25 protein-coding genes are annotated in these 23024 nt (G+C 71.3%); all 25 read left to right on the top strand.

Annotation, left to right across the window (positions count from 1 at the left end; translation table 11 throughout):
• Nucleotides 1–4: 4 nt before the first annotated feature.
• The 25 genes from IEQ44_RS00975 to IEQ44_RS00855 all read left to right on the top strand — a co-directional run bounded on the left by IEQ44_RS00975 (nucleotide 5) and on the right by IEQ44_RS00855 (nucleotide 22913).
• The gene (locus IEQ44_RS00975) at nucleotides 5–772 is read left to right on the top strand and encodes a cell division protein FtsQ/DivIB (RefSeq protein ID WP_319804401.1); all 768 of its coding nucleotides are present in this window, start codon (nucleotides 5–7) and stop codon (nucleotides 770–772) included.
• Between the two features lie 239 nt (nucleotides 773–1011).
• Nucleotides 1012–2292, top strand: coding sequence for a cell division protein FtsZ (gene ftsZ / locus IEQ44_RS00970; protein ID WP_193636549.1), 1281 nt, complete (start codon nucleotides 1012–1014; stop codon nucleotides 2290–2292).
• 9 nt (nucleotides 2293–2301) lie between these two features.
• Nucleotides 2302–2997, top strand: a complete 696-nt coding sequence (locus IEQ44_RS00965) for a purine nucleoside phosphorylase YfiH/LACC1 family protein (protein ID WP_193636548.1) — start codon at nucleotides 2302–2304, stop codon at nucleotides 2995–2997.
• Nucleotides 2994–3689, top strand: a complete 696-nt coding sequence (locus IEQ44_RS00960) for a YggS family pyridoxal phosphate-dependent enzyme (RefSeq protein WP_193636547.1) — start codon at nucleotides 2994–2996, stop codon at nucleotides 3687–3689. Before IEQ44_RS00965 ends, IEQ44_RS00960 begins: the two co-directional genes overlap by 4 nt.
• Nucleotides 3690–3747: 58 nt before the next feature.
• A complete protein-coding gene (locus IEQ44_RS00955) occupies nucleotides 3748–4227 on the top strand; it encodes a cell division protein SepF (protein WP_193636546.1) in 480 nt (159 codons plus the stop codon).
• Nucleotides 4228–4233: 6 nt separating this feature from the next.
• The gene (locus IEQ44_RS00950) at nucleotides 4234–4530 is read left to right on the top strand and encodes a YggT family protein (RefSeq protein ID WP_193636545.1); all 297 of its coding nucleotides are present in this window, start codon (nucleotides 4234–4236) and stop codon (nucleotides 4528–4530) included.
• Nucleotides 4531–4674: 144 nt separating this feature from the next.
• Nucleotides 4675–5427 carry a DivIVA domain-containing protein gene (locus tag IEQ44_RS00945; protein ID WP_193636544.1) on the top strand — a complete coding sequence of 251 codons (753 nt, stop codon included), beginning with the start codon at nucleotides 4675–4677 and terminating at the stop codon, nucleotides 5425–5427.
• A gap of 207 nt (nucleotides 5428–5634) precedes the next feature.
• Nucleotides 5635–6084: a TraR/DksA family transcriptional regulator gene (locus IEQ44_RS00940; protein ID WP_193636543.1), complete on the top strand. Its 450-nt coding sequence runs from the start codon at nucleotides 5635–5637 to the stop codon at nucleotides 6082–6084.
• Complete coding sequence (gene lspA, locus IEQ44_RS00935; protein ID WP_193636542.1) at nucleotides 6057–6623, top strand: signal peptidase II; 567 nt, start codon at nucleotides 6057–6059, stop codon at nucleotides 6621–6623. The genes IEQ44_RS00940 and lspA overlap by 28 nt, the downstream gene beginning before the upstream one ends.
• Entirely contained in the window at nucleotides 6620–7558 is a 939-nt protein-coding gene (locus IEQ44_RS00930) for an RluA family pseudouridine synthase (RefSeq protein ID WP_193636541.1), read from the top strand. The genes lspA and IEQ44_RS00930 overlap by 4 nt, the downstream gene beginning before the upstream one ends.
• The gene (locus tag IEQ44_RS00925; protein ID WP_319804400.1) at nucleotides 7545–8045 is read left to right on the top strand and encodes a GNAT family N-acetyltransferase; all 501 of its coding nucleotides are present in this window, start codon (nucleotides 7545–7547) and stop codon (nucleotides 8043–8045) included. Before IEQ44_RS00930 ends, IEQ44_RS00925 begins: the two co-directional genes overlap by 14 nt.
• A gap of 65 nt (nucleotides 8046–8110) precedes the next feature.
• A complete protein-coding gene (gene dnaE / locus IEQ44_RS00920; RefSeq protein WP_193636540.1) occupies nucleotides 8111–11671 on the top strand; it encodes a DNA polymerase III subunit alpha in 3561 nt (1186 codons plus the stop codon).
• 5 nt (nucleotides 11672–11676) lie between these two features.
• A complete protein-coding gene (locus tag IEQ44_RS00915) occupies nucleotides 11677–12270 on the top strand; it encodes a hypothetical protein (protein WP_227486653.1) in 594 nt (197 codons plus the stop codon).
• Between the two features lie 71 nt (nucleotides 12271–12341).
• Entirely contained in the window at nucleotides 12342–13658 is a 1317-nt protein-coding gene (gene hisD / locus IEQ44_RS00910) for a histidinol dehydrogenase (protein WP_193636538.1), read from the top strand.
• A 5-nt stretch (nucleotides 13659–13663) separates the two neighbouring features.
• The gene (locus IEQ44_RS00905) at nucleotides 13664–14779 is read left to right on the top strand and encodes a histidinol-phosphate transaminase (RefSeq protein ID WP_193636724.1); all 1116 of its coding nucleotides are present in this window, start codon (nucleotides 13664–13666) and stop codon (nucleotides 14777–14779) included.
• Complete coding sequence (gene hisB, locus IEQ44_RS00900) at nucleotides 14776–15402, top strand: imidazoleglycerol-phosphate dehydratase HisB (protein ID WP_193636537.1); 627 nt, start codon at nucleotides 14776–14778, stop codon at nucleotides 15400–15402. The genes IEQ44_RS00905 and hisB overlap by 4 nt, the downstream gene beginning before the upstream one ends.
• Entirely contained in the window at nucleotides 15399–16037 is a 639-nt protein-coding gene (hisH, locus tag IEQ44_RS00895) for an imidazole glycerol phosphate synthase subunit HisH (protein ID WP_193636536.1), read from the top strand. Before hisB ends, hisH begins: the two co-directional genes overlap by 4 nt.
• A 32-nt stretch (nucleotides 16038–16069) precedes the next feature.
• The gene (gene priA, locus IEQ44_RS00890; protein ID WP_193636535.1) at nucleotides 16070–16819 is read left to right on the top strand and encodes a bifunctional 1-(5-phosphoribosyl)-5-((5-phosphoribosylamino)methylideneamino)imidazole-4-carboxamide isomerase/phosphoribosylanthranilate isomerase PriA; all 750 of its coding nucleotides are present in this window, start codon (nucleotides 16070–16072) and stop codon (nucleotides 16817–16819) included.
• Nucleotides 16816–17577, top strand: coding sequence for an imidazole glycerol phosphate synthase subunit HisF (gene hisF, locus IEQ44_RS00885; protein ID WP_193636534.1), 762 nt, complete (start codon nucleotides 16816–16818; stop codon nucleotides 17575–17577). The genes priA and hisF overlap by 4 nt, the downstream gene beginning before the upstream one ends.
• Nucleotides 17578–17620: 43 nt before the next feature.
• Nucleotides 17621–19396, top strand: a complete 1776-nt coding sequence (locus IEQ44_RS00880; RefSeq protein ID WP_193636533.1) for an ABC transporter ATP-binding protein — start codon at nucleotides 17621–17623, stop codon at nucleotides 19394–19396.
• Nucleotides 19393–21174, top strand: a complete 1782-nt coding sequence (locus IEQ44_RS00875; protein ID WP_193636532.1) for an ABC transporter ATP-binding protein — start codon at nucleotides 19393–19395, stop codon at nucleotides 21172–21174. Before IEQ44_RS00880 ends, IEQ44_RS00875 begins: the two co-directional genes overlap by 4 nt.
• A 37-nt stretch (nucleotides 21175–21211) precedes the next feature.
• Nucleotides 21212–21568, top strand: a complete 357-nt coding sequence (hisI, locus tag IEQ44_RS00870; RefSeq protein WP_193636531.1) for a phosphoribosyl-AMP cyclohydrolase — start codon at nucleotides 21212–21214, stop codon at nucleotides 21566–21568.
• Nucleotides 21561–22157 (top strand): Trp biosynthesis-associated membrane protein, encoded by a 597-nt coding sequence (locus tag IEQ44_RS00865; protein ID WP_193636530.1) that lies wholly within the window; start codon nucleotides 21561–21563, stop codon nucleotides 22155–22157. Before hisI ends, IEQ44_RS00865 begins: the two co-directional genes overlap by 8 nt.
• Before the next feature lie 71 nt (nucleotides 22158–22228).
• On the top strand, nucleotides 22229–22447 hold the full coding sequence (locus IEQ44_RS00860; protein ID WP_193636529.1) for an HGxxPAAW family protein: 219 nt from the start codon (nucleotides 22229–22231) through the stop codon (nucleotides 22445–22447).
• 25 nt (nucleotides 22448–22472) lie between these two features.
• Nucleotides 22473–22913, top strand: a complete 441-nt coding sequence (locus IEQ44_RS00855) for a DUF2752 domain-containing protein (RefSeq protein ID WP_319804399.1) — start codon at nucleotides 22473–22475, stop codon at nucleotides 22911–22913.
• Nucleotides 22914–23024 lie beyond the last annotated feature (111 nt).

Here is a 23024-nt window from a genome sequence, read left to right as displayed (position 1 = left end):
GGCGGTGACCGACGCCGAGGCCGACCACGGTCCCACGCCTTCCGAGGCGCGCCAGCAGGCCCGGATGCGGCGGCGCTTCGCCCGTCGCCAGTGGGCGCGGCGCTGGGGTGTGTGGCGTCCGCTGCTGGCCCTGGTGCTGGTGCTCGGCCTGGTCGCTGGCGGGGGGTGGCTGGTCGGCTTCTCCTCGGTCCTGGCCGTCGAGGAGGTCGTGGTCGAGGGCACCGACCACCTCAGCGTCGACGACGTGCTGGCCGCCGCCGCGGTCCCGGTCGGCGACCCGCTGGTGCGCGTCGACGTCGCCGCGGTGGCGCGGCGGGTCGAGGCGATGGCTCCGGTGGCCAGCGCCGAGGTGGAGCGTGACTGGCCGCACGGCGTGCGCGTGGTGGTCTCCGAACGTGTCCCGGTCGCCGTGGCGTGGATCGGCGGCCGTCCGCGCGGGATGGACGCCGAGGGCGTGGTCTTCCGTGACTTCCGCCGCGCACCCAAGGGTCTGCCGACGGTCCGCGTCGTCGGTGACGTCGACCGGGAGGCACTGCAGCAGGCGGCCACCGTGCTGTCGGCGTTGCCCGCCGACCTGGCCGAGGACGTCCGCCGGGTCGACGTCGAGACCGTCGACCACGTCTCCCTCGTGCTCGCCGGTGGCCGGACGGTGCTGTGGGGGAGCGGGGAGCACTCGGAGGAGAAGGCAGCCGTCCTGGCGGCGCTCCTCAAGGCCCATCAGGCCTCGCGCTACGACGTGAGCGCACCGGGTCAGCCCGTCGTCGCCGACTGACCCGCCAACTTCCGCACAATTTCGGGCGCGGTCGGCGTGTCCGGCTGGGGTGGGCCCGGGGGCCCCGCCTACTGTCGTGACCACGACGAGGTTGACATAACTATAACCCTCAGGCTCACGGTTAGGGTTTTCGCCCGGACGCTCACGGAGTGGACGGGCGGGGAGGCCGCCGGGGCACGACAGGCACGAGACACCTGGCGCCGGTGGCAGGACCGGCTCCGAACAGAAGGGCACGAACCGTGGCAGCAGCCCAGAACTACCTGGCGATCATCAAGGTCGTCGGCATCGGCGGAGGCGGCGTCAACGCCGTCAACCGGATGATCGAGGTCGGCCTCAAGGGCGTCGAGTTCATCGCCATCAACACCGACGCGCAGGCGTTGCTGATGAGTGACGCCGACGTGAAGCTCGACATCGGCCGCGAGCTCACCCGAGGCCTCGGCGCCGGCGCCAACCCCGACGTCGGCGCGAGCGCCGCCGAGGACCACGCCGACGAGATCGAAGAGGTCATCAAGGGCGCCGACATGGTGTTCGTGACGGCCGGCGAGGGCGGTGGCACCGGCACCGGTGGCGCCCCCGTGGTCGCCCGCATCGCACGCTCCCTGGGCGCCCTGACCATCGGTGTGGTGACGCGCCCCTTCTCCTTCGAGGGCCGCCGCCGCGCCAACTCCGCCGAGGAGGGCATCGCCCGGCTGCGTGAGGAGGTCGACACCCTCATCGTCATCCCCAACGACCGGCTGCTGTCGATCAGCGACCGCAACGTCTCGGTGCTCGACGCGTTCAAGCAGGCCGACCAGGTCCTGCTGCAGGGTGTCTCGGGCATCACCGACCTGATCACCACCCCCGGCCTGATCAACCTCGACTTCGCCGACGTCAAGTCCGTCATGGCCAACGCCGGCTCCGCGCTGATGGGCATCGGTTCGGCCCGCGGCGAGGACCGCGCCGTGGCCGCGGCCGAGATGGCTGTCTCCAGCCCGCTCCTCGAGGCGTCCATCGAGGGCGCCCACGGGGTCCTGCTCTCCATCGCCGGTGGCTCCGACCTCGGCCTCTTCGAGATCAACGAGGCTGCGGCGCTCGTCTCGGAGGCGGCCCACGAGGAGGCCAACATCATCTTCGGCGCCACCATCGACGACGCCCTCGGCGACGAGGTCAGGGTCACGGTGATCGCCGCCGGCTTCGACGGCGGAATGCCCAAGCGCCGCGAGAACACGTCCGGGTTCAACCGTCCGCAGCAGAGCCAGTCCGAGACCCGCGCCGCCGCCGCACAGATCGCGCAGTCGCAGGGGGCCCCGCAGGCAGCTCCGGCCCAGCGCCAGACCCAGCGGCAGGACCAGGCCCAGCCCCAGGCAGCCCGTCCGACGGTCCAGGGGGCCGGCGTGGGCTCCCAGGGCGGCCAGAGCCAGGGCGGCCAGGGTCAGCGTCAGGAGGAGCGTGCCGAGGCACCGCGGGCCGAGCGCCCCCGGGTCCAGCGCCGGGTCGAGTTCGACGACGACGAGCTGGACGTCCCCGACTTCCTGAAGTGAGGTGCGGCGATGTTCACCGCACGCAGGACGTGGACTGACGAGTCGACCTCGACGACCGTGCAGGTCGCCTTCACCGACGCGTCCGTCGACGTACGTGAGGGTGCCTCCTGCGACCCGTTGCGCCTCGAGGCTGACCTGTCCCGCCTCGAGGCCGCGATCGGAGCCGGGATCGCGCGCATGCACCAGGTGCACGGCGCCGACGTGGCCCACGTCCGCGACGCCGCGGGGGTGCCGACCGCGGACGCCCTCACCACCGACGTCCCCGGGCTGGCGTTGATGACCCGTGCCGCCGACTGCGTCCCGGTCCTGCTGGCCGCCCCGCGGGAGGGAATGGTGGGCGCGGTCCACGCAGGGCGTGAAGGTGTCCTGCGCGGCGTGGTGCACGCCGCCGTCGAGGCCCTCAGACGCCGAGGGGCCACCCGGCTCCGGGCGTGGGTGGGTCCCCACGTCTGCGGTGGTTGCTACGAGGTGCCCGAGGAGATGCGTGCGCAGGTGGCAGAGGCCGTGCCGGCTGCCGCGGCCCACACCACCTGGGGTACGTCGTCGCTCGACCTGGGGGCAGGCGTACGCGCCCAGCTGGACGCGCTGGACGTGGAGCACGAGGACGTGGGTGGCTGCACCCTCGAGGACGACCTGCTGTGGTCGCACCGCCGCCAGGGCGCCGCGGCCGGTCGGATGGCCGGGCTCGTCTGGGTGGCGGCGTGACCAGCCGCAGGGACGAGCTCGCCGCCGGCCTCGACCGGGTCCGTGGGCGGATCGACCGGGCCTGCCGGGAGGTGGGCCGTGTCCCGGAGGAGGTCACGCTGGTCGTGGTCACCAAGTTCTTCCCGGCCAGCGACGTGCGCCTGCTCGCACAGCTGGGTGTCACCGACGTGGGGGAGAACCGGCACCAGGAGGCCGAGGCCAAGGCGCGCGAGTGCGCCGACCTCGACCTGTCGTGGCACTTCATCGGCGGCCTGCAGAGCAACAAGGCGGCCGCGGTCGCCGCGTACGCCGACGTGGTCGAGTCCGTCGACCGCCCCAAGCTCCTGGGTCCCCTGGCACGCGGTGCCGGTGAGCGGGAGCTGCGGGTCCTGCTGCAGGTGAGCCTGGATCCGCCCGGGGCCGTGCACCGCGCCGGGGTCGATCCCGCCGGCCTCTCGACCCTGGCCGCCGCGGTGGGCGACCATCCGCGGCTCGAGCTGGCCGGCCTGATGGCGGTCGCGCCGCTGGGGGAGGACCCCGCGGACGCGTTCGCCAGGCTGGCGCAGGTGCGTCACGCCTTCCTCACCGACCACCCGTCCGCCACCGTGCTCTCGGCAGGGATGAGCGGCGACCTGGAGCAGGCGGTGGCGCACGGCGCGACACACGTGCGCGTCGGCTCCGCGATCCTCGGTCCGAGACCGGTGATCTTGTAATGTCACGAATCAGTGGTGTGTCCATGACGGGCACCGCGATGTACCGGAGGAAGAGCTCATGAGCGGCGCGATGCGCAGGATCGGCGAGTACCTCGGCCTGCTCGAGGACACCGGTCGGTACGACGACTACGCGGACGACACCGCGGACACCGAGGCGACCATGGCGGGGCAGGCCGGCGACCACCGTCCGGCACCCGTCTCCGACCTGGCCGAACGCCGTCGCCCGGCGCCGGTCCCGACCCCGACGACGGTGACTGAGATGAGCCGGATCACGACCCTCCACCCGCGCACCTACAACGAGGCCCGCACCGTCGGTGAGAACTTCCGCGAGGGCGTCCCGGTGATCATGAACCTCTCGGACATGGACGACTCCGACGCCAAGCGTCTGGTCGACTTCGCCGCGGGCCTGGTCTTCGCGACGCGGGGGAGCATCGAGCGCATCACCAACAAGGTCTTCCTGCTGTGCCCGCCCAACGTCTCCGTGGCGGCCGAGGAGAAGGAGCGGCTCGTCGAGGGCGGCTTCTTCAACCAGAGCTGAGGCCGGGTGGAGGCGATCGGCGTCCTGCTCTACGCGGTCATCTGGATCTTCCTGATCCTGCTGATCGTGCGTCTGGTGGTCGACTGGGTGCAGGTCTTCGCCCGCCAGTGGGTGCCCCGGGGGGCGCTCCTGGTGACCCTCGAGGGCGTCTACACCGCCACTGATCCGCCGATCAAGCTGGTGCGCCGTTGGGTGCCGGTCGTTCGCATCGGTCAGGTCGGGCTCGACCTGAGCTTCATGATCGTCTTCATCGCCTGCTGGCTGCTCCTCAGCGTCGTCCAAGCGGTCTTCATCGGGGTCTGAGGCCCGACCCGTGCGAGGATGGGCGACGCGTGGGTCGTCCATCTGGACGCACCAGCCTCACGGGTGCTGCACCACGGCGCCCGAACGGGCGCTATTGTTCCCACGTCAGAACCACTAGTCGTCGATAAGAAATTGGGTGAGGTCATGCCGCTGACGCCTGAGGACGTGAGCAACAAGCGCTTTACTCCTGTCCGGCTCCGCGAGGGCTACGACATGGGTGAGGTCGACCAGTTCCTGGACGAGGTCGAGGCGGAGCTCGCTCGGTTGACCAAGGAGAACGAGGACCTGCGGGCGAAGCTTGCGGCGGCGCAGAACGCTGCCCCGGCCGCTCCTGCTCCCTTCGCGATCCAGCACCAGGAGCCGGAGCCGGAGCCCGAGCCGGTGCGTGCCCCCGAGCCGGTCGTGGCCCCCGTGGTCGCCGCGCAGCCGACTCCGGAGACGCTGCGGGTCGAGACCGTGGCCGAGGCGTCCAACGCCGCGGCACGCCTGCTCGAGATCGCCACGCGCAACGCCGACGAGCTCGTCGACAGCGCCAAGAACGAGGCCGACCGCATCGTGGGCGAGGCCCGCACGAAGGCGGAGCGCCTCGAGTCCGAGTCGAAGGGCAAGGCCGACCGCCTCGAGGCCGAGGCTCGTCAGCGCGCCCAGATGCTCGACGCCGAGACGGCCGAGCGTCGCCAGCAGATGTTCGGTGCTCTCGAGACCGAGCGCGACAAGCTGAACGGTGAGGTCGAGACCCTGCGCTCCTTCGAGCGCGAGTACCGGTCGCGGCTCAAGACCTACTTCTCCCAGCAGCTGGAGGCCCTCGAGGGCACCGGCAGCCTGGAGAACCCCACGCCCGGCGAGGCGCCGGCGCCCAAGCGTCTGCGGTCCATCCTCGGGGACGACGAGGGCTGATCCTCCCTCTCCCAGCACCAGGTTCTGAGCACGACGGCCGGCCGCGGGGCCGGCCGTCGTCGCGTCCGGGGCCGGGGACGCCCCGGAGGGGATTGAAACGACACGCCGTGGGGAAGGCACGTTGAGGGTTCCACCGGGAACCACTACCGTGCAGCACACGATGTGGCCTCCGCCACACCAGCAGCGTCCCTGAAGGGGGAGTTGACCATGGTTCCCACCACCCGCAAGAGCCCGGCCGCCAAGACCTCGAGTCAGGAGTCGGCGTCCGCCCTGGCCGTCAAGGAGGGGGAGGGTGAGTGGACCGCGGCCGAGCTGGACGAGGTGCTCTCCGAGCTCCACGACAACCGCGCCCGCCTGGTGCAGATGCTCGACCAGCAGGAGCGTGAGCTCAACGGCCTGATGAAGGACGCCGGAGACGGCGCCGGGCAGGACCAGGCTGACGTCGGCGCCACGAGCTTCGAGCGGGATCACGAACTCAGCCTCATGCTCAACGAGCGCGAGATGCTGGCGCAGGTCGACCGTGCCCTGGCCCGGATCGAGGCCGGGACCTACGGCGTCTGCGAGTCGTGCCAGCAGCCGATCGGCAAGATGCGGGTCATGGCCTTCCCGCGTGCCACACTGTGCCTGTCATGCAAGCAGCGCGAGGAGCGTCGCTGAGCCCCAGCGACCACACGTCGAGTCCGTCCAAGGGCCTCTGGTCCCTCTTTGCGGCAGTGGCCCTCGCCGGCTACCTCGCCGACCAGGCGACCAAGGCCTGGGCGCTGGCGGCGCTGGAGGACCGATCCGTCCCCGTGATCGGTGACTGGTTCACGCTGCGACTGGTCTTCAACCCGGGGGCGGCCTTCAGCACCGGCACCGAGTACACGATCGTCTTCACGGGGCTGTCGATGGTCGCGACCGCGGTCGTGCTCGTCATCTCCCGTCGGATCGGGAGCAGGCTCTGGGCCTTCGGGCTCGGCGCCCTGCTGGCCGGCGTGGTCGGCAACCTGACCGACCGTCTTCTCCGCGACCCGGAGCCGTTCCGTGGTCACGTGATCGACTTCCTCAGCTTCGGCAGCTTCCCGGTCTTCAACCTGGCCGACGTCTGCATCAACGTCGCCGCCGGCGTGATCATCGTGCAGAGCCTGCGCGGGATCGCCCTGGACGGCACCCGGCCCGACGACGAGCCGACGCAGCCCGCGGGGGAGGGGCGATGAGCACCCACGCCGACCACCGCACCGTCCTGGTGCCCGAGGGGCTCGCCGGCGAGCGGGTCGACGCCGCGATGGCGCGGATGTTCGGTCTGTCGCGCAGCCGTTCCGCCGAGCTGATTGCCGAGGGTCACGTGCAGGTCGACGGATCCGAGGTCATGAAGAGCGACCGGGTCCACGCGGGCGCGATGCTGGAGGTCGTGATCCCGGCCCGGGTGGACCCCCTCGAGGTCGTGCCCGAGGTGGTCGAGGGCATCAAGATCATCCACGACGACGACGCCATCGTGGTCGTCGACAAGCCGGTGGGTGTGGCCGTGCACCCCAGCCCGGGATGGAGCGGCCCCACCGTGGTGGGCCACCTGGCCGGAGCCGGGTTCCGCATCTCCACGTCGGGAGCCTCCGAGCGCCAGGGCATCGTCCAGCGACTCGACGTCGGTACGTCCGGGGTCATGGTCATCTGCAAGTCCGAGCGGGCCTACTCGGTCCTGAAGAACGCCTTCCGCCAGCGGACGGTCGACAAGACTTACCACGCCTTGGTCCAGGGCCACCCCGACCCGTGGGAGGGCACGATCGACGCCCCCATCGGTCGCCACCCCAAGTACGACTACAAGTTCGCCGTGATGGGCGACGGCCGCGCGAGCGTCACGCACTACGAGACGCTCGAGGCCCACCGCTTCGCCAGCCTCCTCGAGGTGCACCTCGAGACCGGTCGTACGCACCAGATCCGGGTGCACATGTCGGCGTTGAAGCACCCCTGCGTCGGTGACATCACCTACGGCGCCGACCCCGTGCTCGCGCGTCGGGTCGGCCTCGAGCGCCAGTGGTTGCACGCGGTCAAGCTGGGCTTCGAGCACCCCGAGTCCGGCGACTACGTGGAGTACGAGTCGAGCTACCCCGATGACCTCGCCCACGCGCTGGACGTCATCCGTGAGGCCCACTGACGCCGCTGAGGAGGGTCTGGTCCTGCGGCCGGCCTCCCCGCATGACCGTCCGGCGATGGCCGTCGTCCAGCGGCGCGCCCGAGTGGTGGCGGCGATGCCCGACGTCACCCTGGCGACCGCGGCGCAGGAGCTGGCCCAGGGGTGGGACGGCGACGAGTTCTGGGTGGCCCAGGAGCGCGGCGAGGTGGTGGGCTACGTGCGGCTCGTGCGTCCGGACGCGATGCGTGAGGGCTGGCTCGACGACCTCTACGTGCTCCCCGAGGCTGCCGGCCGCGGCGTCGGCACTGCGCTCCTGGACCTGGTGAAGGGCCTCCTGCGCGACGGGTTCGGCCTGTGGGTGCACGCCTCCAACTCGTCCGCGCGGGCGTTCTACCGTGCTCGCGGGCTGGACGAGGTGGAGCTGGTCCCGGCGTGGGAGTCACCTCGTGGTGAGTCCGAGGTGAGGGTCACGTGGCGTCGCGTGCCTCCTGTCGGTGGACTCGCCTAGGCTTGGACCTTCGAGCCCGTCGTGGGGCTCACCGTCGTTCCTCGGAAGGAGCCCGCGAACCACCCATGTCGGTCGCCAACGACTCGTTCGCCCACCTGCACGTCCACACCGAGTACTCGATGCTGGACGGAGCCTCGTTGCTCGACGGCCTCTTCTCCCGGGTCGCCGACCTGGGGATGACGTCGATCGCGATGACCGACCACGGCAACCTGCACGGCGCGTACGACTTCTGGAAGAAGTCGCAGAAGTACGGCGTCAAGCCGATCATCGGCATCGAGGCCTACCTCACGCCCGGGACTCCTCGCGGGGAACGTCGCCGGGTCAAGTGGGGACGCGGCGACACGGCCGAGGAGGGTGGCGACGACGTCGCCGGTGGCGGCGCCTACACCCACATGACGATGTGGGCCGAGAACACCGAGGGCATGCACAACCTCTTCCGGCTCTCGTCGCGCTCCAGCCTGGAGGGCTACTTCTACAAGCCCCGCATGGACAAGGAGATCCTGGCCGAGCACAGCAAGGGCCTGATCGTCTCCACCGGCTGCCCCAGCGGGGCCATCCAGACGCGGTTGCGCCTGGGCCAGTACGACGAGGCGGTGCGTGAGGCCGGCGAGCTGCAGGAGATCTTCGGCAAGGAGAACGTCTTCCTCGAGCTGATGGACCACGGCATCTCCATCGAGAAGCGGGTCCGTGACGACCTGTTGCGCCTGGGCAAGCAGATGGGGCTGCCACCCATCGCGACCAACGACTCGCACTACAACAACCCCGAGGACGCCGACGCCCACGACGCCCTGATCTGCGTCGCCTCCGGCAAGCGGCTCTCCGACCCCAACCGGCTGAAGTTCGACGGGGGCGGCTACTACATCAAGTCCGCCGCGGAGATGCGCGCGCTGTGGGCCGACCAGTTCGGCATGCCGGAGGCCTGCGACAACACGCTCCTCATCGCCGAACGCTGCAACATCGAGTTCACCGAGTCGACCGGCGGCTACATGGCGAACGCGCAGATCCCGGCGGGGGAGACCGAGGAGTCCTGGTTCCGCAAGGAGGTCTGGCGTGGCATCGAGCACCGCTACCCCGGCGACCGCCTGACCCAGGAGGTCAAGGACCGCGTCGAGATGGAGCTCGGCGTCGTCGCCCAGAAGGGCTACTGCGGTTACTTCCTGGTGGTCGCAGACTTCATCCAGTGGTCCAAGGACAACGGCATCCGGGTCGGTCCCGGACGTGGTTCGGGTGCGGGCTCGATCGCTGCCTACGCCCTGCGCATCACCGACCTCGACCCCCTCGAGCACGGACTCTTCTTCGAGCGGTTCCTCAACCCCGAGCGTCCCTCGATGCCCGACTTCGACATCGACTTCGACGACGCGCGCCGAGGTGAGGTGATCCAGTACGTCACCGACAAGTACGGCGCGGAGCGGGTCGCGCAGATCGCCACCTTCGGCCGGCTCAAGGCCAAGGCGGCCATCAAGGACGCCGCGCGTGTGCTCGACCACGGCTTCGCGATCTCCGACCGCATCACCAAGGCGCTGCCGGCCGACGTGATGGGTAAGGGGGTCCCGCTCAAGGACCTCTTCGACCCCCAGCACAAGCGCTACAACGACGGCCAGGAGTTCCGGGCGCTCTACGAGCAGGACCCCGAGGTGCGTCGCATCTACCAGACGGCGCTCGGCCTGGAGGGCCAGATCCGCAACTGGGGCGTCCACGCGGCGGGCGTGATCATGTCCAGCGAGCCGCTCATCGACATCGTGCCGATCATGTCCCGCCCGCAGGACGGCGCGGTCATCACGCAGTTCGACTACCCCATGTGCGAGTCACTCGGGCTCGTGAAGATGGACTTCCTGGGCCTGTCCAACCTGCGCATCCTCGAGGACGCCCTGGGCAACATCGAGGCCAACCGCCAGGAGAAGGTCGTCCTCGAGGAGGTCGGCTTCGACGACCGAGCGACCTACGAGCTGATGGGCCGGGGCGACACCCTGGGCATCTTCCAGCTCGACTCCAACGGCATGCGTGCGCTCCTGCGCTCGATGCAGCCCGACAAGTTCGCCGACATCACGGCCGTCTCCGCGCTCTACCGGCCCGGACCGATGGGCGCCGACTCGCACAACAAGTACGCCCGCCGCAAGAACGGGCGCGAGCCCATCGAGCCGATCCACCCGGCGTTGGCCGAGGCGCTCGAGCCGGTGCTGGGCGAGACCTATGGCCTCATCGTCTACCAGGAGCAGGTGATGGCCATCGCCCAGGTGCTGGCGGGCTTCACCCTGGGCGCCGCCGACAACCTGCGACGCGCGATGGGCAAGAAGAAGAAGGAGGAGCTCGACAAGCAGTACGCCGGGTTCCAGGCCGGCATGCTCGAGCGCGGCTACCCCCAGGAGGCGATCACCCAGCTCTGGGACATCCTGCTGCCCTTCTCCGACTACGCCTTCAACAAGTCACACTCCGCGGCGTACGGCGTCATCACCTACTGGACCGCCTACCTCAAGGCCAACTACCCGACTGAGTACATGGCCGCCCTCCTGACGTCCGTCAAGGACGACAAGGACAAGATGGCGATCTACCTCAACGAGTGCCGACGGATGAAGATCCAGGTGCTGCCCCCCGATGTCAACGAGTCGGCGGCGAACTTCACCGCGGTGGGTCGCGACATCCGCTTCGGACTCACGGCGGTGCGCAACGTCGGGGCCAACGTGGTCGAGGGCATCATCGAGGCCCGCCGCTCCCAGGGGCGCTACGTCGACTTCAACGACTTCATGTCGAAGGTGCCCTCGCTGGTGTGCAACAAGAGGGTGATCGAGTCCTTGGTGAAGGCCGGGGCCTTCGACGACATGAAGCACCGGCGCCGGGCGCTGCACCTGGTGCACGAGTCGGCCGTCGACCAGTTCGTCGACATCAAGAAGAACGAGGCCATCGGTCAGGACTCTCTCTTCGCGGGGCTGATGGACGAGGACGACTCCGGCGGCTTCGGGGTCGCGGTCTCGATCCCCGAGGTCGACGAGTGGGACAAGATGACGCTCCTGGGCCATGAGCGGGCGATGCTCGGTCTCTACGTCTCCGACCACCCCCTGATGGGTCTCGAGCACGTCCTGTCGAGTGGCACCGACTGCACCATCGGCCAGCTGCTCATGGACGAGGACCGTCAGCACGGCGCACCCGTGACCGTCTCGGGGCTCGTGACCCAGGTGCAGCGCAAGATCACCAAGCGCGGAGACGCCTGGGCGACGCTGACGTTGGAGGACCTCGAGGGTGGCATCGAGGTGCTGCTCTTCCCCAGCGCCTACCAGCTCGCGACGCCCCACCTCGTGCAGGACGCGATCCTGCGGGTCCGGGGCACGCTGTCGCGTGACAAGGAGCAGCCTGAGCTGCGCGGCCAGGAGGTCTCGGTGCCCGACCTCAGTGAGGGCCCGAGTGGCCCCGTCGTCGTGTCGCTGCCCTCGACCCGGTGCACGCCCCCGGTCGTCGACTCGCTGCGAGACGTGCTCTCCTCGCACCCGGGCATGACCGAGGTGCACCTGCGACTGCTCTCCCGCTCGTCGACCACGGTGATGAAGCTCGACGACCGCCTGCGCGTGACCCCGACCTCGGCCCTCTTCGCCGACCTCAAGCAGCTCCTGGGCCCTGGGTGCCTGGGGTCGTGAGCGGCGTGAGGTCCCCTCGGACGTCGACGTCCTCGAGGCGAGAGGCCGTGGTCTTCCTGGGTCTCGTCGTGGCGGGAGCCCTCACGGGTGTGGTGACCGGCTGGCTGTGGGAGCTGGTGTGGACGCCGCCGACCGGGGCCGCGTGGGAGGGGGAGTGGTACCTCGACCGCGACGGTCTCCTGCAGGACGCCTCGGCCACGGGGTGGTACACGGTCGTGGGTCTGGTCGCGGGCATCGCCCTGGGGGCCGTCGCGGCCCGCTGGGTGCGCGGAGCGCCGTTGGTCGTGCTCGCGGGGGTCGTGCTCGGCTCCCTGGTCCACGCGTGGGTGATGTACCAGGTGGGTCACCTGCTCGGTCCCGACGACCCGCACGCGATCGCACGCACCGCGGGCGACTGGGAACCGATCATCTCCGACCTGCGCCTCGCCGGCGTGGAGCGGCAGTGGTGGCCCTTCGCCTCCACCGCGACCCTCGCGCCGGCCGTCGGGGCGCTGATCAGCCTGATCGGCATCTTCCTGGGTGGGCCGGGAAGACGGCACCGTCGTGCCACGCCCGACTTGCACTCGCCGGACGGTGCGCGTGCCGGCAGCGGGGCGTGAGCAGCGCGGTGTGACGAAGCCGGTGGACACGGATGGGTGTCCGTACGCGGCCGAGACCTATCATTGACCGCATGATCCGCCGCATCGACCTCCGGGCCGCAGAGGCCTCCACGGACTACCGCGCGAGCGTCCCTCGTGCCGAGTTCGACGTCGAGGCGGCGACCCATGCCGTCCGCCCGGTCATCGACGCGGTGCGTACGCGGGGCCTCGAGGCGGTCCTGGAGTACACGCGCCAGTTCGACGGGGTGGAGCAGACGGAGGTGCAGGTGCCGTCCGCCGCCCTCGTCGAGGCTCTCGACGCCCTGGACCCCGACGTGCGTCGTGCCCTGGAGGAGTCCGTCCGACGGCTGCGGGCGACCTGTGAGGCAGAGCTCGAGGGCGAGGTCACGACCGAGCTCGCCCCCGGGGCGACGGTGGTGCACCGCAAGGTCCCGGTCGACCGCGTCGGGCTGTACGTGCCCGGGGGTCTGGCGCCGCTGGTGAGCAGCGTCGTCATGAACGTGGTCCCGGCGCAGGTCGCCGGGGTCGGCTCGATCGCGCTGGCGAGCCCTCCGCAGAAGCACAACGGCGGACTGCCGGAGTCGACCATCCTGGCGGCCTGTGCGTTGCTCGGGGTGGAGGAGGTCTACGCCGTCGGAGGCGCGCAGGCGATCGCCATGTTCGCCCACGGCGCCGGCCCCTGTGCCCGGGTCGACCTGGTGACGGGGCCGGGCAACATCTACGTCGCGGCGGCCAAGCGCGAGCTGCGCGGCGTCGTCGGGATCGACTCCGAGGCGGGTCCCACCGAGATCGCCATCCTGGCCGACGACTCCGCCGACCCCGCCTTCGTGGCGGCCGACCTCATCTCCCAGGCCGAGCACGACCCGATGGCCGCGTCGGTGCTGGTCACCGACTCCGAGCAGCTGGCGGAGGCCGTGGTGGTCGAGCTCGAGGCCCAGGTGGCCGCGACCAAGCACGTCGAGCGCATTCGCACGGCGCTCACCGGTCAGCAGTCCGGCGTGGTGCTGGTGCGCGACGTCGAGCAGGGCCTCGACGTGGTCAACGCCTACGCCGCCGAGCACCTGGAGATCCACACGCGCGACGCCGCCGCGGTGGCTGCTCGCGTACGCAACGCCGGCGCCGTCTTCGTCGGTCCGTGGGCGCCGGTGTCGCTGGGCGACTACTGCGCGGGCTCCAACCACGTCCTGCCGACGGCTGGGTGCGCCTGCCACTCCTCCGGGCTGTCGGTGCGGGCCTTCACGAAGTCGGTCCACGTCATCGACTACTCCCGCGGCGCGCTGGCCGACGTCGCGGGCCACGTGGTCACGCTCGCGACGGCCGAGGACCTACCCGGCCACGGCCAGGCCGTCGAGGTGCGCTTCGCGGGCGACCGGGGTGACGTGGAGTGAGCTCGCTGCCCTGGCCCCCGCTGCGCGACGCGTTGGTGGGGGACGAGCCCTACGGTGCGCCCCAGCTCGACGTCCCGGTCCAGCTCAACACCAACGAGAACCCGTACGGTCCTTCGCCGGCGGCCGCCGACGACGTCGCGGCGGCGGTGCGGGAGGCGGCCCTCGGGCTCAACCGGTATCCCGACCGGGAGTTCTCCGCGTTGCGTCGTGGCCTGACCGACTACCTCAACAGCGACGGTGGTCGCGACCTCACGCCCGACATGGTCTGGGCGGCCAACGGGTCCAACGAGGTGATGATGCAGATCCTGCAGGCCTTCGGTGGCCCCGGACGCACGGCACTGTCCTTCGCCCCGACGTACGCGATGTACCCCGAGTACGCGCGCAACTCCCTGACCGAGTGGGTGGCGGCGCGGCGCGAGGACGACTTCAGCCTCGACCTCGACAAGGCCCGCCAGCTCGTGCAGGAGCTGCAGCCGGCCGTGGTGCTGCTCCCGAGTCCCAACAACCCGACGGGCACGGCGCTGCCTCCCGAGGCGGTCTCCATGCTCTGCGAGGCGGCCGGCAACGGACTCGTGGTGATCGACGAGGCCTACGGCGAGTTCCGGCGAGACGGGGTGCCCAGTGCCCTGGAGCTCATCGACACCCACCGCAACCTGGTCGTCACGCGCACGATGTCCAAGGCGTTCGCGCTGGCCGGCGCTCGCCTGGGCTACCTGGCGGCGCGCCAGGAGGTGGTCGACGCGATCCGCATCGTGCGCTTGCCCTACCACCTGTCGGCGGTCACCCAGGCGACGGCGTTGGCCGCGCTGCGGCACGCGCCCGAGCTGTTGGGCAGGGTGGCCGACCTGCGGATCGAGCGCGACTCGACCGTCGAGTGGCTGCGCGACCAGGGGTGCGCGGTCGCCGACTCCGACGCCAACTTCGTCCTCTTCGGCACCTTCGCCGACCGCCACGCCGTGTGGCAGGCGCTCCTCGACGCCGGCGTCCTGATCCGTGAGACCGGCCCCGAGGGCTGGCTGCGCGTGTCGGTGGGCACCGGCGAGGAGATGGCCGCCTTCCGAGCGGCGCTGACCGACGTGATCGCCACGCACCCACCCACCACCGTCAAGGAGACCCGATGAGCCGCACCGCCCGGATCGAGCGCACCACCAAGGAGTCCTCGGTCCTCGTCGAGGTCGACATCGACGGCACCGGTCGCACGAACGTGTCGACCGGGGTCGGTTTCTTCGACCACATGCTCGACGCCTTCGGTCGTCACTCCCTGGTCGACCTCACCGTGAAGACCGAGGGCGACACCCACATCGACGCCCACCACACGGTGGAGGACACCGCGATCATCCTCGGCCAGGCCCTGCGCCAGGCGCTGGGTGACAAGCGCGGCATCCGACGCTTCGGTGACGCCACCGTGCCCCTGGACGAGGCCCTCGTCCAGGGTGTCGTCGACCTGTCGGGCCGCCCCTACTGCGTGCACACCGGTGAGCCTGAGGGGCAGATCTACGTGGCCATCGGGGGTGACTACCAGGGGTCGCTCACCCGCCACGTCTTCGAGTCGATCTCCTTCCACGCCCAGATTGCCCTGCACGTCCGCGTGCTGGCCGGGCGCGACCCGCACCACCTGGTGGAGGCGCAGTTCAAGGCCTTCGCCCGCGCCTTCCGCGACGCGGCCGCCCTCGACCCGCGCGAGACCGGTGTGCCCTCCACGAAGGGGACCCTCGAGGGCGACGGCAGCGGGGCCACCGCGTGACGGCGCCCTCCGTCGTCGTCCTCGACTACGGGTCGGGCAACCTGCGCTCGGCCGTGCGCGCGGTGGAGCGCGCGGGCGCGCGGGTCACCCTCACCGACGACTTCGACGCCGCCCTGGCGGCCGACGGACTCCTGGTGCCCGGCGTGGGGGCGTACGAGTCGTGCATGCGGGGCCTGCGCGCGATCAAGGGCGACCGGATCATCGGTCGTCGGCTCGCGGGCGGGCGCCCCGTGCTGGGGATCTGCGTGGGCATGCAGATCCTCTTCGCCCGGGGTGTCGAGCACGGTGTCGAGACCGACGGCTGCGACGAGTGGCCCGGGACCGTCGAGCGGTTGCAGGCGCCGGTCGTGCCGCACATGGGGTGGAACACGGTCGAGGCCGCACCCGGTTCGCAGCTCTTCGCCGGGGTCGAGGACGAGCGCTTCTACTTCGTGCACTCCTACGGGGTCCGCGAGTGGGAGCTGGTCACCAACGACCGCACGGCGGCGCCCCTGGTGACCTGGGCCGAGCACGGCGGTGACCGCTTCGTGGCAGCCGTCGAGAACGGCCCCCTGTGGGCCACCCAGTTCCACCCCGAGAAGTCCGGTGACGCCGGTGCGGCGCTGCTGCACAACTGGGTCCGGACCCTCACCTGAGCCCTCGCGGCCCCTCTCCTGACAAGGACGACATGACGAACTACCTGCAGCTCCTGCCCGCCGTCGACATCTCCGGTGGCCAGGCCGTCCAGCTCTCCCAGGGGGTGGAGGGCACCGGCGGTCAGTACGGCAGCCCGCTCGATGCCGCCCTGCGCTGGCAGCAGGCCGGGGCCGAGTGGTTGCACCTGGTCGACCTGGACGCCGCCTTCGGCAAGGGCGACAACTTCGAGATCAAGTCCGAGATCGTGCGCACCCTCGACATCAAGGTCGAGATGACCGGGGGCATCCGTGACGACGAGTCGCTGCGCAAGGCGCTGGCCACGGGCTGCGAGCGCGTCAACATCGGTACTGCCGCCATCGAGGACCCGGAGTGGTGCGCCCGCGCCATCGCCGAGCACGGTGACCGCATCGCGATCGCGCTCGACGTGCGCGGCACGACCCTGGCCGGGCGTGGGTGGACCTCCGAGGGTGGAGACCTCTACGAGACGCTCGCTCGGCTCGACGCCGAGGGCTGCGCCCGCTACGTCGTCACCGACGTCGACAAGGACGGGATGCTGCAGGGGCCCAACACCGAGCTGTTGCGCAACGTCTGCGCCGCCACCGACCGACCGGTGATCGCCTCGGGCGGCATCTCGACCATCGATGACATCGCCGCGCTGGCCGACCTCGTCGACCTGGGCGTGGAGGGCGCGATCGCCGGTACCGCGCTCTACGAGGGTCGGTTCACCCTCGAGGAGGCCCTGGCCCTGACCCTGCCGGACGCAAGGCGGGAGCAGCGATGAGCCTCGCGGTCCGCGTCATCCCGTGCCTCGACGTCGACGGCGGCCGGGTGGTCAAGGGGATCAACTTCCAGGAGCTGCGCGACGCCGGTGACCCGGTCGAGCTGGCCCGGATCTACGACGCCGAGGGCGCCGACGAGCTGACCTTCCTCGACATCTCCGCCTCCCACGAGGCGCGTGCGACGACCATGGAGATCGTCTCGCGCACCGCCGAGGAGATCTTCATCCCGCTCACCGTCGGTGGGGGAGTGCGCGCCGTCGAGGACGTCGACCGCCTGTTGCGGGCCGGGGCCGACAAGGTCGCGATGAACACCGCGGCGATCGCCCGTCCCGAGCTGATCCGCGAGGTGGCCGACCGCTTCGGCAACCAGGTCCTGGTGCTCTCGGTGGACGCCCGCCGTGCTCCGGGCACCGACTCCGGGTTCGAGGTCACCACCCACGGCGGACGGCAGTCCGCCGGCCTCGACGCGATCGAGTGGGCCGTGAGGGCCGCCGAGCTGGGCGTCGGCGAGATCCTGCTGAACTCGATGGACGCCGACGGCACCCGGGACGGCTTCGACCTGGAGCTGATCGAGGCCGTGCGCCGCGAGGTCACCACCCCGGTGATCGCCTCCGGCGGAGCCGGCAGGCTCGAGCACTTCGCCCCGGCCGTCGACGCCGGTGCCGACGCGGTCCTGGCCGCCTCGGTCTTCCACTTCGGCACCCTGCGCATCTCCGAGGTCAAGGGCGCCCTGGCGGCCTCGGGCCACCCGGTCCGCTGAGGCGTCGGGGAATGCCGCGGCCCCTGCTCGGGTTCACGACCACGTGACTTCTGGGGCACGGCGCCGTGGCGCCACCACGCTTGCCGGCTTCCGCGTCCTGTGGGTGGCCGTGCGCCGCGAGCCGGTGGTGTTCACCCTGTCGACCGTGGGCAGTGTCCTCTTCGCGGTCCTGACCGTGGCCGACGCCTGGGTGCTGGGATGGGCCACCGACAACGTCGTGCTGCCCACGTTCGAGGAGGGTGAGGTCGCCCCGTCGATGCTGGTCGCGGTCGTCGCCCTCTTCGTGGGGGTGGCGATCCTGCGTGCGGTGGGCATCGTGGCCCGTCGCCTCGGGGCCGGCATCATGCAGTACCGGATGCAGGCCCACACCCGCCGCGCGGTCACCCGCAAGTACCTCGAGCTCCCCATGGAGTGGCACCAGCGCCACCCCACCGGGCAGCTGCTCTCCAACGCCTCCAGTGACGTCGAGGCGGCCTGGGCGCCCATCGCGCCCTTCCCGATGGCCCTGGGCACGGTGGTGATGATGGTCATCGCCGTGGCCCAGATGCTCGCGGCTGACCTGGTCCTGGCGCTGGTCGGCCTGCTGGTCTTCCCCGCGGTCGTGGTGGCCAACGTCGTCTACCAGCGCCTGGCCTCGCCGTTGATGACCCGCGCGCAGCGCCTGCGTGCCGAGGTCGCCGAGGTGGCGCACGAGTCCTTCGACGGTGCCATGGTGGTCAAGACGCTGGGACGTGAGGCCGAGGAGACCGCCCGGTTCGACGCCAGGGTGCGCGAGCTGCGCGACGTGAACGTGCGCGCCGGCCGGGTGCGGGCCGCCTTCGACCCGGTCCTGGCCGCCCTGCCCAACCTCGGTGTCCTGGTCGTGCTGGCCGTCGGCGTTGCCCGCGTGGGCTCGGGAGCCAGCGACGCCGGTGACGTCGTCACCGTCGCCTACCTCCTCACCATCGTGTCCTTCCCCATCCGCGCGATCGGCTGGCTGCTGGGGGAGTTCCCGCGCAGTGTCGTCGGCTTCGAACGCACCCGGGCGGTCCTCGACGCCACCGGCGCCATGCCCCACGGAGTGGCGCCCGCTCCCGTGGCAGCCACCGGGGCCCACCTCCGGGTCGACCACGTCCGGTACGCCTACGTGCCCGAGGTGCCGGTGCTGCGGGACGTCGACCTCGAGGTGCTGCCCGGACGGACCACGGCCGTGGTGGGGGCCACCGCCTCCGGCAAGAGCACCCTGACCCTCCTGCTGGCGCGGTTGCTCGATCCCGACGAGGGGGCCGTCCGCGTCGACGGCGTCGACCTGCGCGACCTGGCACCCGGCGAGCTGGCCCGGGTCGTCGCCGTCGTGCCGCAGACGGCCTTCCTCTTCGACGACAGCGTGCGCGGCAACGTGACCCTGGGGGCGGAGGTCGGCGACGAGGAGGTGTGGGCCGCGCTGCGCACCGCTCAGGCCGACGAGTTCGTGCGTCGCCTCCCGGCCGGGCTCGACACCCAGCTGGGGGAGCGCGGCACCTCGCTCTCCGGTGGGCAGCGCCAGCGCATCGCCCTGGCGCGGGCGCTGCTGCGACGCCCACGACTGCTGGTCCTCGACGACGCGACCAGCGCGGTCGACCCCGAGGTCGAGCAGCGCATCCTCGCCTCGCTGCGTGAAGGTGCGGCCGCGACCACCTTGGTCGTCATCGCCTACCGCAAGGCGACCATCGCCCTTGCCGACGAGGTCGTCCACCTCGACCGAGGCAGGGTCGTCGACTCCGGCACGCACGCCGAGCTGCTGCGTCGCAGTGAGACCTACGCCCGTCTCGTCAACGCCTACGAGGAGGTGCAGGCATGAGCGGCGTCTCCAGCGGTGAGGAGATCGGGGCGGTCGAGACGATCCGCCGCGGCCTGGCCCACAGCCCCGAGCTGACGAAGGGCGTGAGGTGGACGCTCGTGCTCGCCGTGATTGCCTCGCTGGGACAGGTCGTGGTGCCGATCGCGGTGCAGCAGACCCTCGACCGGGGACTGGGCGGAGCGGGGGGGCCCGACGTCGCCTTCGTGACCCGGATGGGCCTGGCCGCCTTCCTGGGCCTGGTCGTCACCAGCCTGGCGTCCTACCTGATGACGGCGCGGCTCTTCACGGCCAGCGAGAACGGCCTGGCCTCGCTGCGCACGAAGGCGTTCCGGCACGTGCACGACCTCTCGATCGCCACCCAGAGCACCGAGCGGCGCGGCGCCCTCGTCTCGCGCGTCACCAGCGACGTCGACCAGATCAGCCAGTTCCTGGTCTTCGGCGGGCTGCTCCTGGTGATCAGCGTGGGCCAGGTGCTGGTGGCCACCGTGGTGATGGCCGTCTACTCCTGGCAGCTCTGCCTGGTGGTCTGGCTGTGCTTCGCACCCCTCTTCGCCTCCATCCGCTACTTCCAGCGCAAGCTCGCCGACGCCTACGGCGTGGTGCGCCGCCAGGCGGCCACCATGCTGTCGGCCGTCTCCGAGCCCGTCGTCGGGGCCTCCGTGGTGCGTGCGCACGCCGTGCAGGACCGCACCCAGGCCCGCATCGACACGGCCATCGACGGGTTCAAGGCGGCGAGCACCCGGGCGCAGAAGTTCACCGTCATCTCCTTCTCGCTGGGCGGGATCTCCGCCGGACTCGCCAACGCCGGCGTGCTGGTGGTGGGCGTGCTGCTGGGCATCACCGACCAGATGAGCGCCGGCACGGTGCTGGCCTTCGCCTTCCTCGTCACCCTCTTCGTCGGACCGGTGCAGATGGGCACCCAGATCATCACCGACGCCCAGAACGCGATCGCGAGCTGGCGCCGGGTGATCGGCATCCTGGAGACGCCGGCCGACGTGGTCGACCCGGGTGCTGACGGGGTGGTCCTGCCGCGGGGCCCCATCGACGTGCACCTCGAGGACGTCTCGTTCGCCTACCCGGGTGGGCCCGAGGTGCTGCGGGGCGTCTCCCTCGACCTCGCCGCCGGCACTCGCGTCGCGGTGGTGGGGGAGACCGGTTCCGGCAAGTCGACGATCGCCAAGCTCCTGACCCGACTGATGGACCCGACGCGGGGCCGCGTGCTGCTCGACGGCGTGGACGTGCGCGAGATCGCCGCGTCCAGCCTGCGTCGCGGTGTCGTCCTCGTGCCCCAGGAGGGCTTCCTCTTCGACGACACCCTGGCCGCCAACGTCCGCTACGGACGTACAGACGCCACCGACGCCGACATCGAGGCGGCCGCCGCGGAGCTGGGCATGGCTGACTGGTTGGCCTCGCTGCCCGACGGCCTGTCCACCCGGGTCGGCCAGCGCGGTGACTCGCTCTCCGCGGGGGAGCGCCAGCTGGTGGCGCTCCTGCGGGCCAGGTTGGCCGATCCCGACCTGCTCGTGCTCGACGAGGCCACCAGCGCCGTCGACCCTCAGCTGGAGGTGCGCATCGGGAGGGCGCTCGAGCGCCTGATGTCCGGACGCACGTCGGTCACGATCGCGCACCGCCTCACCACGGCCGAACAGGCCGACGAGGTCGTCGTGGTCGACCGAGGGCGGGTGGTCCAGCGCGGTCCCCACGCGCTCCTGGTGGCCGAGAGCGGCAGTGTGTACGCCCGTCTCCACGCCTCCTGGGTGGCCCAGCACGGGCGGTGACGGCAACGGGCGGGACCACCCGCGCGATACTGGAGGGGTGACGTCACTCGACCCCGCCATCGCCGCCCGCCTCAAGCGCACCGCCGAGGGGCTCGTCCCCGCCGTGGTCCAGCAGCACGACACCGGTGAGGTGCTGATGCTGGGGTGGATGGACGACGAGGCCCTCGCGCGCACCCTGACGACCGGACGGGCGACCTACTGGTCGCGCAGCCGCGGCGAGTACTGGGTCAAGGGGGACACCTCGGGCCACGTGCAGTGGGTCAAGGAGGTGCGCCTGGACTGCGACAAGGACACGCTCCTGGTCAAGGTCGACCAGGTCGGCGGCGCCTGCCACACCGGCGACGCCACCTGCTTCGACGCCGACCTGCTCCTCGCGACCAGCACCGATGGCTGACCGCTCGTTCGGCCCCACGGTGCTCGCCGGGGTGCTCGGTGCCGCTCTGGCGGCGGCGACCGGCCACCAGCGGTGGGTCACCCTGACGGCTCCCGGGACGGGGCAGGGGGCCGTGGACTGGTTCACCGAGAACAACCCGGGACTGGGGGAGATGCCCGCCGCCGGGGCCCTGGGCCTGGTGGCCCTGGCCTCGTGGGGTGTGGTGCTGGTCAGCCGTGGGCGGTGGCGCCGAGCCGTGGCCGGGATGGGGCTGCTCGCCACCGTGGGCATCGGTGTCGCCTGGGTCGTCGGTGCCCTGAGCCTGCGTGACGACGTCCGCGACCGGGCCGGGGTCGCCGACCTGGCGACGGCGTGGGAGGTGGAGTGGAGCGCCGCCTTCGTGCTCGCCGGCCTGTCCGTGCTCCTCCTGCTGCCGGCCCACGTGGTCGCGGTGCTGAGGGCCCCGCGCTGGCCGGAGATGGGCGGACGCTACGACGCTCCGGCCTCGCGTGCTGCCGCAGCCCCGGCCTCGGAGAAGGTCGCGGCGGAGGAGGGCGACCCCGCGGACCTGTGGCGCGCGATCGACGAGGGCCGGGACCCGACCCTCTGAGCGGCCCCCTAGACTGTGCATGGCCCGCGGTGCGGGCGTTCGAGACCCGCTGGATCAGGAGTTCACTTCTCATGGCTGACAACGACGGCACCACCCCCGGTCACGGCAACACCATGGCGGCCTGGTCCGCGGTGGGCGTCGCCTCGGTCGGGTTCCTGCTGGGCAGCATCGCGCTCATGCTGAGCCCCGTCTCGATGGCCCTCTTCTGGGTCGGTGTGGTGCTGGCAGTCCTCGCCCTCCCCGTCTTCCTCGTGATGGCGAAGATGGGTTACAACGTCGAGAAGCACTGATCCCGAGGGACCGGGAGGCACTGACGTGACCGGGGTGGCCGAGACGCTCACTTCCTCGCCCACGACGTGGGTGGGACGGGTCGCGCCCGTGCTCGGCGCCGGAGCCGGCGTCGCGCTCGCCACCCTGGCCCTCCACCTGCGCGACCCGCACGTCCAGGGCAGCTGGGGGTTCTGTCCCTCCGCCCTCCTCGGGGTGGCCTGCCCCTTCTGCGGCAGCCTGCGCGCGGTCCACCACCTCACCGACCTCGACCTGGCGGCCGCCGCGTCGAGCAACGTGGTGCTGGTGGCGGCGGCGCCCGTGGCCGGTGTCCTGTGGCTCGTGGCGCTCTGGCGTGCCGCTCGCGGTGGCGTCCCCCTCCTCCCGTCGCCTTCGGCCGCGGTGTGGTGGACCGTCGCCGCCGCGTTGGTGGTCTTCACGGTGCTGCGCAACATCCCGTGGGCGCCGGTCGCCTGGCTCGCCCCCTGACCGCAGCCGCGCCCTCCATCGCTCGTCCTGCGCCGTCCGGCTCGGACTGGTCGCGCAGCCACTGGGTCAAGGTGAGAGGCTTGGTCACGTCCGTCCCGTCCCGTCCTGCCT

The sequence above is a fragment of the Nocardioides malaquae genome, from assembly GCF_015070385.1.
In the GTDB taxonomy this organism is placed as follows: domain Bacteria; phylum Actinomycetota; class Actinomycetes; order Propionibacteriales; family Nocardioidaceae; genus Nocardioides; species Nocardioides malaquae.
The sequence above is the reverse complement of the archived record's forward strand: the minus strand, read 5'-3'. Positions and strand labels throughout refer to the sequence as shown.

Coding starts and splice junctions, on each gene's coding strand:
- IEQ44_RS00965 (WP_193636548.1), top strand. CDS start 2,302: ATGTTCACCGCACGCAGGACGTGGACTGACGAGTCGACCTCGACGACC.
- IEQ44_RS00955 (WP_193636546.1), top strand. CDS start 3,748: ATGAGCGGCGCGATGCGCAGGATCGGCGAGTACCTCGGCCTGCTCGAG.
- IEQ44_RS00945 (WP_193636544.1), top strand. CDS start 4,675: ATGCCGCTGACGCCTGAGGACGTGAGCAACAAGCGCTTTACTCCTGTC.
- IEQ44_RS00940 (WP_193636543.1), top strand. CDS start 5,635: ATGGTTCCCACCACCCGCAAGAGCCCGGCCGCCAAGACCTCGAGTCAG.
- lspA (WP_193636542.1), top strand. CDS start 6,057: ATGCAAGCAGCGCGAGGAGCGTCGCTGAGCCCCAGCGACCACACGTCG.
- IEQ44_RS00930 (WP_193636541.1), top strand. CDS start 6,620: ATGAGCACCCACGCCGACCACCGCACCGTCCTGGTGCCCGAGGGGCTC.
- dnaE (WP_193636540.1), top strand. CDS start 8,111: ATGTCGGTCGCCAACGACTCGTTCGCCCACCTGCACGTCCACACCGAG.
- hisD (WP_193636538.1), top strand. CDS start 12,342: ATGATCCGCCGCATCGACCTCCGGGCCGCAGAGGCCTCCACGGACTAC.
- hisB (WP_193636537.1), top strand. CDS start 14,776: ATGAGCCGCACCGCCCGGATCGAGCGCACCACCAAGGAGTCCTCGGTC.
- priA (WP_193636535.1), top strand. CDS start 16,070: ATGACGAACTACCTGCAGCTCCTGCCCGCCGTCGACATCTCCGGTGGC.
- hisF (WP_193636534.1), top strand. CDS start 16,816: ATGAGCCTCGCGGTCCGCGTCATCCCGTGCCTCGACGTCGACGGCGGC.
- IEQ44_RS00875 (WP_193636532.1), top strand. CDS start 19,393: ATGAGCGGCGTCTCCAGCGGTGAGGAGATCGGGGCGGTCGAGACGATC.
- IEQ44_RS00865 (WP_193636530.1), top strand. CDS start 21,561: ATGGCTGACCGCTCGTTCGGCCCCACGGTGCTCGCCGGGGTGCTCGGT.
- IEQ44_RS00860 (WP_193636529.1), top strand. CDS start 22,229: ATGGCTGACAACGACGGCACCACCCCCGGTCACGGCAACACCATGGCG.